The sequence below is a fragment of the Dactylosporangium darangshiense genome (genome assembly GCF_039537565.1).
In the GTDB taxonomy this organism is placed as follows: domain Bacteria; phylum Actinomycetota; class Actinomycetes; order Mycobacteriales; family Micromonosporaceae; genus Dactylosporangium; species Dactylosporangium darangshiense.
Genome location: NZ_BAABAT010000054.1, coordinates 1 through 10476 on the forward strand (window position 1 = coordinate 1; position 10476 = coordinate 10476).

A 10476-nucleotide genomic window follows, 5' to 3' on the forward strand; every position below is an offset into this window, starting at 1 on the left:
TTCGCCGGGGCGGCCGTCGCGCTGCTGACGGCGAGCTACGCCGTCTGGGTCCTGCTCGACACCATCCGCACCGCCGGCACCCTTTGGTGAGATCCTAGGCCGCGCTGATCCACGAGACAGGCCCTAGGCCCTGTCCTGCCGATCATGTCGAGCCGAGACGAGGTCCAGATTTCGTCTGCGTGCGGCCCGCGGAAGCCAGGCTACCGGTGTTGTAACCGGGCTTTCGCGGGACGTGCGCAGGCGGAATCTGGGCCCGGCGCAGGCAGGCATGATCGGCAGGACAGGGCCTAGGGCGAACCCGTGCGGCGGCCCGGGCCTCAGAGCTCGAGCCGCCGCCACAGGTGCCGGCGCTTCCAGGTCTCGTCGCCGGCCAGGAACTCCTGCAGGAACCGGACGGCCATCGCCACGTCGGTGGTCTTCGCCTGGTGCTGATCGTCGCCCTCGCGGTACTCCAGCGCGTACGTACCGGGCGGCACGCTGACGAAGTCGCCGTAGCCGACCTGCGCGAACCGCCCGTCCGCCCGCTCCAGGATCGTGAACTCGTTGCCGCGCCCGACCCGCGTGACCTGCCGCCGCACCTCGTCCGCGTCGGGGTCGTACACCTTGCGCAGCGCCGCCGACGTCATCGTGAAGCGCGGCGCGAACCCCGGGCCGTCGGGCTGCAGCCGGCGGGGGAAGACCACGTAGCAGACGACGCCGTGCTCGGCGGCGAGATCGCGCAGCACGTCGGCGATCTCGGGCCCGCGATGGGACACGCAGAACAGCTCCAGCAGGGTTTCGGACCGGGCGGGCGGCACGCTCCACGCCGAGTCGTCGCCCTCCAGCGGGAAGCGCTCGACGAGCGCGTCGAAGCACCGGCCGACCGCCGGATCCGCCGCGAACACTGCCGGCTCGCCGTCGTGATGGCGCTCCAGCTTCGTCTCGGCGTCGCCGACGGTGATCGAGTCGGGTTCGTGCCAGACGTACAGGTCAAAACTCACACCGGACATGATCCACCCGAGGACGCCGACGCTGACAGAGCCGGTAGTCGCCCTCGGCACCCCCCGGACCGCCGAAGCCAACCAAGCGATTGCTTGCTTTTCGCGGTGCTGCTTGGTAAATCTTTTAAATGATTTGGTCTTCGGGAGTGGAGGGCGAGTGACGTGACGGCTGCGGTTCGGCAAGGGGGTGCGGCCGTGTGGTCGCCCCGCATCACGCCGCCGATCGGGGTGGAGCTCAGCGATGCGCAGGCCCTCGCCTGTGCGTTTCGCATCCTGGCCCGCGACGGGTTCAGCGAGAACATCGCTGGGCACATCACCATGGTCAAGAACGACGACGGGGACATGTGGATCAACCCGTGGGGGTTGTGGTGGAACGAGGTGCGCGCCTCGGACCTCTGCGTCGTCAACCGGGACGGGGCCGTCGTGGACGGGCAGTGGGACGTCACGCCGGCCTTCCACATCCACACCGAGCTGCACCGCATGCGGCCCGACGCGCGGGTCGTGGTGCACAACCATCCGTACTACGTGACCGTGCTCGCCGCCGTCGGGGTGCTGCCCGAGATCGTGCACCAGACCGGGTCCATGTTCGACGGGGACCTGGCGTTCGTGCACGAGTACACGGGTGAGGTCGACGACGCCGAGCTCGGGGCCGACCTCGCGCGGCGCATCGGGGACAAGTCCGTGGTCATCCTCGCCAGCCACGGGATCATCGTCACCGCGCCGACGATCCAGGAGGCGACCTACCGCTCGGCGAGCATCGACCGGGTCTGCCGGCTCGCCTACGACGTCATGCTGCTCGGGCGCGATCCCCTCGCGATCGCACCAGGGCTGCGCCACGGCATGAAGCGCTCCCTGTTGGAGCGCGGGACCGATGTGTTCTGGGCCGGCGCGGTGCGTTCACTGCTGCGCCGCGAGCCCGAAGTACTGGACTGATTGGAGCGACACCCCATGGCTTCCATCGACGAACTGCTGCGCAACACCGCCTTCACCACCGCCGACCGCAACAAGGTCACGTTCCTGCCCGACCCGCCGCGGCAGGAGCGCAAGTACACCTTCATCTCCGTCGACGACCACATCGTCGAGCCGCCCGACGCGTTCGAGGGGCGCATGCCGGCCAAGTACGCCGAGCAGACCCCGCGCGTCGTCGAGCGCGACGGTAGCCACGTCTGGATGTACGACGGCAACGAGTTCCCGAACGTCGGCTTCAACGCCGTCGTCGGGCGGCCCGTCGACGAGTACAGCATGGAACCCAGCCGCTTCGACGACATGCGCCGCGGCTCCTGGGACATCCACGAGCGCATCAAGGACATGGACCTCAGCGGGGTGTACGCCTCGCTGTGCTTCCCATCGTTCCTGCCGGGCTTCGCCGGGCAGCGGCTGCAGCTGTCCACAAAGGACGCCGAGCTCGCGCTGGCCGCCACGCGGGCGTGGAACGACTGGAACATCGAGGCGTGGTCCGGTGCGTACCCGGACCGGATGATCCCCTGCCAGCTGCCCTACTTCCTCGACCCCGAGGTCGGCGCGCAGGAGATCTACCGCAACGCCGAGCGCGGCTTCAAGGCGGTCACGTTCACCGAGGCGCCGCACATGCTCGGGATGCCGTCGCTGCACACCGGGCACTGGGACCCCATCATGCGCGCCTGCGCCGAGACCGGCACCGTCGTGAACCTCCACATCGGGTCGTCGGGCACGTCGCCGTCGACCGCCGAGGACGCGCCGCCGGACGTGGTCGGGGTGCTGTTCTTCGGGTACTCCATGTTCTCCGCCGTCGACTGGCTGTACTCGCGCATCCCGGTCCGCTTCCCGGACATCAAGATCGTGCTCTCGGAGGGCGGGATCGGCTGGGTGCCCGGCCTCGTCGACCGGCTCAACCACATGCTGAGCTACCACGAGATGTACGGCACGTGGAAGGGCATCGAGCTCACCCCGGCCGAGGTGCTGCTGCGCAACTTCTACTTCTGCGCCGTCGAGGACCCGTCGTCGTTCGCGCTGCGCGACGTCATCGGCGTCGACCACATCCTGCTCGAGCAGGACTACCCGCACTGCGACTCGACGTGGCCGCACACCCAGCGGGTCATCGAGGAGGAGATCGGCGGGCTGCCGGCGGCCGACATCCGCAAGATGACGTGGGAGAACGCCGCCAACCTCTACCGGCACCCGGTGCCGGCCGCCGTGCAGGACAATCCCGACGCCTACTAGTCTCGCGGTGGTGGAGCCACAGGTGCGAGTCCATCGGCTCGCCGAGCAGGTGGCCGACCACATCCGGGCGCGGATCATCCGCGGCGAGCTCGCCGACGGCGACCCGCTGCCGAAGTCGGAGGAGCTGATCCGCCGCTACCCGGTCAGCATGCCCACGTTCCGCGAGGCGATGCGCATCCTGGAGGCGGAGGGGCTCATCACGGTGCGCCGGGGACGGCTCGGCGGTGCGATCGTGCACCGGCCGTCCCCGGCGAACCTGGGGTACAACCTCGGGCTGGTCCTGGCCGCGCAGCAGGCCGGCATCGGCGACGTGGCGGCGGCGCTGCGCCACGTCGAGCCGGCCTGCGCCGCGCTGTGCGCCAGCCGCCGGGACCGGGCCCGTGCCGTGGTACCGCGGCTGCGCGAGCTGCACGAGGAGTACCTCGACAGCATCGCCGACCTGCCCAGCGCCGTCGCCGTGTCGCGCCGCTTCCACGAGGCCCTCGTGAGCCTGTGCGGCAACCCGCCCCTCATCGTGCTCGCCGGCGCCCTCGAAGCGCTGTGGTCGAGTCACGAGGAGGGCTGGGCGAGCCGGACCGAGCCTCATGGGGTACCACTGCGGCAAAGAAAGGCGGCGGGCGAGGAGCACGGCCGGATCCTCGCGCACATCGAGGCCGGGGAGGCCGAGGCCGTGCACCGCCTGGTCGCGGCGCACCTGGCCGCGGCGCAGCGCAACCCGAAGCCGGCCGGGGACCCGGCGATCGACCTGGGCCGGCTGCGGGAGCTCATGCAGCCTCCGCAGGATTTCGACTAGCCGTGCGGGTCGGCGTCTAGGATCGTCCGAATGGACACGGGGGTGGTGCCGGCCGTCGTGCGGCGGCGGCTCGCGGGGCCCGGGCGGTATCCGGCGGCGTTCTGGTGGGCCGCGCTCCTCGTGACGGGCGTGGCGCTGGTGCTGCGGCTGCTCAACCTGGGCCGGCCGCGCGAGGTCATGTTCGACGAGGTCTACTACGCCAACGAGGCGCAGGACCTGTTGCAGCGCGGCGTCGAGTGGGTGCCGGAGCAGGGCACGCCGGAGTACGTCGTGCACCCGCCGCTGGGCAAGTGGATGATCGCCGTGGGCGAGCAGGTGTTCGGGTACAACGCCTTCGGCTGGCGCATCATGGCCGTCCTCGCCGGCACCGCCTCGATCCTGCTGATCATGATGGCGACGTGGCGGCTGCTGCGCTCCCCGATCCTCGCCGCCGCCGCGGGCCTGCTGATGGCGATGGACGGCATGCACCTGGTGCTGTCGCGGGCCGCGCTGCTCGACGTGTTCCTCATGTTCTGGATCGTCGTGGCGTTCCTGCTGCTGGTCCTCGACCGGGAGCAGCGCCGCGCGCGCTGGCTGGCACTGCTGGAGGCGGGCGGGAAGCCGAACCGGCGGGCGCGGCTGGGCGTGCCGTGGTACCGCATCGCGTGCGCGGTCGCGCTCGGTTGCGCCTGCGCGGTCAAGTGGAGCGGCCTGTGGTACCTCGTGCTGTTCGCGACCCTCGTCGCCGTCTTCGACATGAGCGCGCGCCGCAGCGCCGGCGCCCGGCACTGGATCGCCGACAGCCTCGCCCCGGCGGCGGGCTGGGCCCTCGCCATCGCCGGCATCGCCCTCGTCACCTATGTGAGCGCCTGGACCGGCTGGTTCGCCTCCGACGACGGCTATTTCCGGCATTGGTACGCCCAGTCGCACGGCCTGCCGCACGACCGCCTCGTCGACCCGCTGGTGAACCTGCTGCACTACCACCAGGAGGCGTACCACTTCCACAGCACCCTCGACACACCGCACCGCTACCAGTCGTGGCCCTGGCAGTGGCTCCTGCTGGGCCGCCCGGTCCTGTTCGCATACGAAAGCAACGTCGCGTGCGACGGGAGCAGCTGCGCCTCGACGGTCCTGCTGCTCGGCACGCCGCTGCTGTGGTGGTCGTTCCTGCCCGCGCTGGCGGCACTCGGCTGGCTGGCGATCGCCCGCCGCGACGGCCGCGCCTGGCTGTTCATGGCGTGCGCGCTGGCCGGCATCCTGCCGTGGTTCGAGTCGATGCCGGCGCACCGCACGATGTACTACTTCTACGCCCTACCCGCCGAGCCGTTCCTGGTCCTCGCGGTCGTCTACGTGCTCGGCGCGATCATCGGCCCGCCGCGGCGCCCCGGCAGCGACCGCCGCCTGGTCGGCTCGTGGATCGCCGGCATCTACATGCTGCTCGTCGCCGCCTGCTTCGCCTACTTCTACCCCATCTACACGGGCGGCCACATCACGTACGCCCAGTGGCTCGGCCGCATGTGGCTCGGCGGCCGCTGGATCTGACTACGCGGTGATGGGGTGCAGCAGCGGCTCGGCCAGCCGCGTGTAGTCCTCCGTGGACAGTGCCAGGGAGCGGTCGAGGCGGGCGGCGTTGAAGTAGATCTCCGGGTGCTTCAGCAGGGCCGGGTCGGCGACGAGCGTCAGGTCGGGGTGGAAGCTGAACGGCAGGATGGTGCCGCTGACGCTGCCCGCCAGGGTCTCGGCCTTGTCGGTGGAGGCGAAGGCGACGTACGTGCCGCCGGCGAGCGACTTGAGCGCCTGCAGGTCGACGCGGGCGTCGCCGGGCACGACGGCGAGGTAGTAGCGGCTGGTGCGCTTGTCCAGCTTCACCATCACCACGAGGCACTTGGCGGCGCTGGCCGTCGCGTGGCCGCGCAGCGCGCTCACCTCGTCGGTGCGGCCCTCGGGGGCGTGGTCGATGACGCGGTACCGCGCCCCGGCCTCGTCCAGCACGCCCATCAACCGCTCATATGCGTTACCGGCGTCCACCGGTCACCACCCTCCGCCGAGCATTCGCTGGACCGCCGCGATGCGCTGCTCGTCGCGGCGGTAGAACGTCCACTGCTTGATCCGTTTCGCGCGCAGCAGCCCGGTCGCGGTGAGCAGCCGCAGGTGCTCGCTGGCCGTCGGCGCGCTCACCCCGAGCTTCTCGGCGATGTACACCGAGCAGACCCCGTCCTCGACCAGGTCCCCGTCCCGCTGCGCCGGGAAGTGAGCGACCGGGTCCCGCAGCCACCCGAGGATGGCCAGCCGCCGGTCGTTGCCCAGGGCCTTGAGCACCTCGACGTCGAGCACATTAGGGAGTTTGCCAAGTCCCTAATTGCCCTGTCAAGGCGGGGTGAGATGCGGCCCGCCCCCGTGGGAACTCGGGTGTTAGCCCCACTGGCGGCCCTTCTCACCCCCGGCAGCCTGGAGAGATGCTGCGCGGGCGACTGCTCAAGTCGGTGTTCGTGGGTGCCCTGCTGGCCGGGACCGGCGTCGTGGCGCCGACCCTCCCGACACCGGCGGCGGGGGTCGACGGGGGCCCGGCCGGCGACGAGTCGCTCGCCGAGCGCTGGGCACCGATCCACCACCAGTCCGTCGACCCGCACGGCCCGCACTCGGCCGGCGGCCGCGCCGACGAGATCACCCGGGTGGACTTCGACGGCAACTGGGACGCTCGCGACAACTGGGAGCACGCGGAGCGTTACCCGGCCGCGGCGTACGCCTACGCCTCCGTGGTGGAGACGCCGACGCACTGGTTCGTGGTGTACATGTTCTTCCACGCCCGCGACTGGACGAACCGCCCCTTCTTCGACTCCGAGCACGAGAACGACGCCGAAGGCCTGCTGCTGGCCGTGGAGAAGGACGGCACCCCGTACGGCCGAGTGCGCGCCGCGATCACCGTCGCGCACGGCGACTTCTACTCCTACGTCCCGCTCGGCAGCCCCTGGTCCACCGGCGGTGAGACCGTGGACGGCACCCTGCCCATGCAGGTCTCGCCCCGCGACGGCCGCGCCCACCCGGTCACCGCGCAGGAGGCGCACGGCCACGCCCTGAAGGCGTACTCGGGCGGCTCCCGCGGTGTCGTGTACTACCCGGCGGCCGAGGCCGGCGTGCCGCGGGGCCCGGGCGATCGCGACGTCGGGTACCGAATCGTCGATCTTTTCGGCCCGGACGGCCTGTGGACCCGCCGCGCGGACCCTGACCTGTTAGCCGCCCCCGGCACCTTCGCCAGCGACGCGCCGCAAGGTGTTCGTGATGGTTGCGGAAACGGCACCTTCCGCTGCAAGCTCGACGCCGCGCACGCCCCCTGGGCCTGGGACGACCACGACGACCGCCCCGGCCGCGGCGAGCTCGCCACCGACCCGGCGTCCGTGGTCGCCGCCTACTTCACGATCCCGGAGCCGCTGTCGCGCACCTATGTGTCCAACGGCTACCGGCCCCCGTCACGACCGATCCCGGCCGGGGGCGGCGAGGAGTAGGCGGGTGTGACGCGGCGCTGCTGTTCTCCGTCTGGCACCACGTCGCCGACGCTAACTGGCCTTCGTCGATGGCTGGACCGGGTGTGGACCGCCGTAGGACCATGTGAGGACCGGGGCTTTCCAGCGGCCCCGAGGGTTCGCATCATGGGATTCGTGGTCGACGTCGGAGGTTCGGATGGCAGGTAACAGCGCCCAGGGACCGCGGACGGTGCTCGAACACCTGCTGCGACAGCAGGACCGGACCTACGAGGAGGTCGCCGCCGAGTTCGAGCGGCTGGCCCGCGGCCTCGGGGAGCGCGGGGTCACCATCAGCCCGCGCCACCTGCGCAGGCTCGCGTCCGGGGAACGGTCGGGCACGACTCCCTCGACCCGTCGCGTGCTCAACGCGATGTTCGCGATTCCGGTCGACGAGCTGCTGCGCCCGTGGGAAGGCGGGGGCGGGCGGAGCGCGACCTCCAAGTCAGAGACGGAGATGCTGGAAATGGCTGCCGAGCAGTCACACGAGTTCGCATTCAATCGTGACCTGCCGATGAGCGGCGAGGCGATCGAACGGCTGCACGACGAGGTGGTCGAGCTCGCATCGCTGTACCCGGTCCGGCCGCTGCCGACGATCCTCGGGCGCCTCGTGAACACCCAGGCGACGATCCTGTCGCTGCTCGACCGGCGGCAGACCCCGGCCAACGCGCGGCGGCTGTACTTCATGGCCGCCGTCACGGCCGGGCTGCTCGCGTACGCGGGCAACGACATCGCCAAGCCGGAGCTGGCGCTGACACACGCCCGGGCGGCGTTGCTGTGGGCCGAGTACACCGACCACCCGGGCCTGCGCGCCTGGATCCGGGCGCTGCAGTCGTTCATCTGCTACTGGGCGGACCGGCCCCGCGAGGCGCTGCGCTACGCCGAGCTCGGCACCCAGTCGGCCGTCTCGGCGTCCAGCTCGGCCTCGACCTGGCTGTACGCCGGGCATGCCCGCGCGTGGGCGGCGCTCGGCAACGCCGAGCAGGCGAAGGAGCTGCTGCACGAGGCCGACGCGGCGGCCGAGCGCGCCCGCCCGGACGACCTCGACGCCCTCGGCGGCCTGTGCACGTTCGGCCGGCCCCGCCAGCTGTACTACGCCGGGCGCACGCTGGCGAGCCTGCCGGAGGAGTCGGCGGACGCCGAGCGGTTCGCGGTCGAGGCCATCGAGGCGTACCGCGACCCGCAGGACCCGACGTTCGACTTCACCTGTGAGGCCGACTCGCGGATCGCCCTGGCCCTGGCCCGGGCCTCGCGCGGCGAGCTCGATGGGGTGGCGGACTCGCTGGCGCCCGTGTTCGCGCTGCCGCCGGAGAGCCGGATCCACGACCTCGTGCAAACCATGCATCTGGTACACCGGGGTCTGAACCGGTTCGACACCTCCGCCGCGCGCGACCTGCAGGAGGAGATCGAGGACTTCTCGCAGGCCTCGCTGCCTCAGTTCCCGCGCTGAGCCGGTGCGCGCGTGGCGGCGGCGGTCTCGATAGCGGGCTCGGCGATGGTCTCGGCCACGATGGAGTCCACATAGGACCGGAAGTCGCCGACGTAGTGCAGGGAAGCCGCCCGCCAGACCGCGCGGAACTCCGCCGTCGCGGCGTCGGCCAGCAGCACCTGCCGCCACGCCTCCCAGGCCGAGTCCTCGAGGAAGTCCTCCTTGTGCGACAGGTAGACCGACTCGTGGACGTCCATCCTCACGAACATGAACATGTGGCGCAGGTTCTGCTCGTGCGTGCCGGTCGGAATGCCCCTGGACGCCAGGAACCAGTGCAGCAGGTCGTCGCCGGACTGAAAGAGGATCGCGTTGAAGTTGGCACCGTAGTTGGTCATCTGCCGATAGGCGTCCTGGCGCATCATCGTGGTGGAGACCGTCACCTGCTTCGACGCCTCGGTGGCCTGCTTGGCCGTTTCCCGCGCCTGCCGGTAGTTGAGAAGGAGGGCGACGACAACGGCCAGAAGTGAAATAATCTGCAGCCAGTCGGCGAGCTTCAAGGCTTCCCCTCCACCAGATCGACGTCTCGGTACGTTACTGTTCGCCGTCAATGCGGAGCAAGCGTCCGTTGCCGGCGAGGTGAGACGATGCCGCGCACCAAAGGCGACCATGTCGCGGCAATCAGGCACGCCTGGCGCCGAGTGGCCGGCACCATTGTCCGAACCCCGGTCGTCGCGGCCGGCGGCGCCCTCGTCAAGCGCGAGGACCTCCAGGTGTGCGGCTCGTTCAAGACCCGCGGCGCGGCGAACTTCCTGTTCGCCGCGCCGCCGTCGCAGCAATGCCGCGGAGTCGTCTGCGCATCGTCGGGCAACACCGGCCGCGCGCTGGCGACGCTGAACACGACCCCGACCTACGTATTCGTGCCGGCCGACGCGGACGAATCCAAGATCCGCCGACTGCTGGACTGCGGCGCCCGGGTCGTGCCGGCCGGCGGCGACTTCGCCACCGTCAGCGCCGCGGCCAGAGAGTTCGCCGCAGCCCACGAACTGCTCTACTGCTCGTCCGCCACCATCTGGGACTTCATCTACGGCAACGCCACCCTCGGCCTCGAGCTCCTGCAGCAGTGCGGCCGCCTCGACGAGATCTTCGTCCCGATCGGCGGCGGCGGTCTCGCGGCCGGCGTGGGCCTCGCGCTGTCGCTGCTGCCGAAGGTCCGCCGCCCGGCACTGATCGGCGTGGAACTGACCGTCTCCTGCCCGGTGCGGGAGCACCTGGCGCCGTCAGCGGGCGAGCGGGCGACCGGTGAGTCCATCGCCGACTGCATGGTCGGCGGCCTCGAGGCGGGCGCCATCATTCTCGACCTCGCCGCGCACGCCCTGGACGACGTGGTCCTGGTGTCCGACGCCCAGCTGCTGCAGGCACAGGAGGAGCTCGCGCACCTCGGCGTCGCGGTCGGCCCGGGACCGGCGGCGGCCTTCGCCGGCTACCGCTCGCGGTCCGCCCGCGCCCCATCGGTGCGCTCCGGCATCGTCGTCTCCGGAATCAGGTGAAAGCCCAGCCGTGCGCGGGCCCGCCCCGGTG

General features: G+C 71.0%; 11 protein-coding genes. 7 read left to right on the forward strand and 4 right to left on the reverse strand.

The window, feature by feature from the left end; translation table 11 throughout:
- Positions 1-317: 317 nt before the first annotated feature.
- Positions 318-980 carry a hypothetical protein gene (locus ABD901_RS50050; protein WP_345140447.1) on the reverse strand — a complete coding sequence of 221 codons (663 nt, stop codon included), beginning with the start codon at positions 978-980 and terminating at the stop codon, positions 318-320.
- Between the two features lie 195 nt (positions 981-1175).
- Between ABD901_RS50050 and ABD901_RS50055 the strand changes: the two genes are divergently transcribed.
- Genes ABD901_RS50055 through ABD901_RS50070 form a run of 4 tightly spaced genes read left to right on the forward strand, consistent with a single transcriptional unit; the run spans position 1176 to position 5493 of the window.
- Complete coding sequence (locus ABD901_RS50055; protein ID WP_345140450.1) at positions 1176-1913, forward strand: class II aldolase/adducin family protein; 738 nt, start codon at positions 1176-1178, stop codon at positions 1911-1913.
- A 15-nt stretch (positions 1914-1928) separates the two neighbouring features.
- A complete protein-coding gene (locus ABD901_RS50060; protein ID WP_345140453.1) occupies positions 1929-3179 on the forward strand; it encodes an amidohydrolase family protein in 1251 nt (416 codons plus the stop codon).
- Between the two features lie 22 nt (positions 3180-3201).
- Positions 3202-3972 (forward strand): FadR/GntR family transcriptional regulator, encoded by a 771-nt coding sequence (locus ABD901_RS50065; RefSeq protein WP_345140456.1) that lies wholly within the window; start codon positions 3202-3204, stop codon positions 3970-3972.
- Between the two features lie 30 nt (positions 3973-4002).
- Positions 4003-5493 carry a dolichyl-phosphate-mannose--protein mannosyltransferase gene (locus ABD901_RS50070; RefSeq protein ID WP_345140461.1) on the forward strand — a complete coding sequence of 497 codons (1491 nt, stop codon included), beginning with the start codon at positions 4003-4005 and terminating at the stop codon, positions 5491-5493.
- On the opposite strand, the gene ABD901_RS50075 is transcribed toward ABD901_RS50070, so the two are convergent.
- Both ABD901_RS50075 and ABD901_RS50080 read right to left on the reverse strand, forming a co-directional pair.
- Positions 5494-5979, reverse strand: a complete 486-nt coding sequence (locus ABD901_RS50075; RefSeq protein WP_345140464.1) for a YbaK/EbsC family protein — start codon at positions 5977-5979, stop codon at positions 5494-5496.
- Between the two features lie 3 nt (positions 5980-5982).
- A complete protein-coding gene (locus ABD901_RS50080) occupies positions 5983-6285 on the reverse strand; it encodes an ArsR/SmtB family transcription factor (protein WP_345140475.1) in 303 nt (100 codons plus the stop codon).
- A 122-nt stretch (positions 6286-6407) separates the two neighbouring features.
- Between ABD901_RS50080 and ABD901_RS50085 the strand changes: the two genes are divergently transcribed.
- Together ABD901_RS50085 and ABD901_RS50090 are read left to right on the forward strand one after the other, a co-directional pair.
- Positions 6408-7454, forward strand: coding sequence for a hypothetical protein (locus tag ABD901_RS50085; protein WP_345140478.1), 1047 nt, complete (start codon positions 6408-6410; stop codon positions 7452-7454).
- Between the two features lie 175 nt (positions 7455-7629).
- A complete protein-coding gene (locus ABD901_RS50090; protein ID WP_345140481.1) occupies positions 7630-8919 on the forward strand; it encodes an NsdA family TPR-like regulatory protein in 1290 nt (429 codons plus the stop codon).
- On the opposite strand, the gene ABD901_RS50095 is transcribed toward ABD901_RS50090, so the two are convergent.
- Complete coding sequence (locus tag ABD901_RS50095) at positions 8904-9455, reverse strand: hypothetical protein (RefSeq protein ID WP_345140483.1); 552 nt, start codon at positions 9453-9455, stop codon at positions 8904-8906. The two genes, ABD901_RS50090 and ABD901_RS50095, sit on opposite strands and share 16 nt — an antisense overlap.
- A gap of 87 nt (positions 9456-9542) precedes the next feature.
- Here ABD901_RS50095 and ABD901_RS50100 point away from each other — a divergent pair, with 87 nt between their 5' ends.
- Positions 9543-10445 (forward strand): pyridoxal-phosphate dependent enzyme, encoded by a 903-nt coding sequence (locus ABD901_RS50100; protein ID WP_345140486.1) that lies wholly within the window; start codon positions 9543-9545, stop codon positions 10443-10445.
- The last annotated feature ends 31 nt before the right edge of the window (positions 10446-10476 follow it).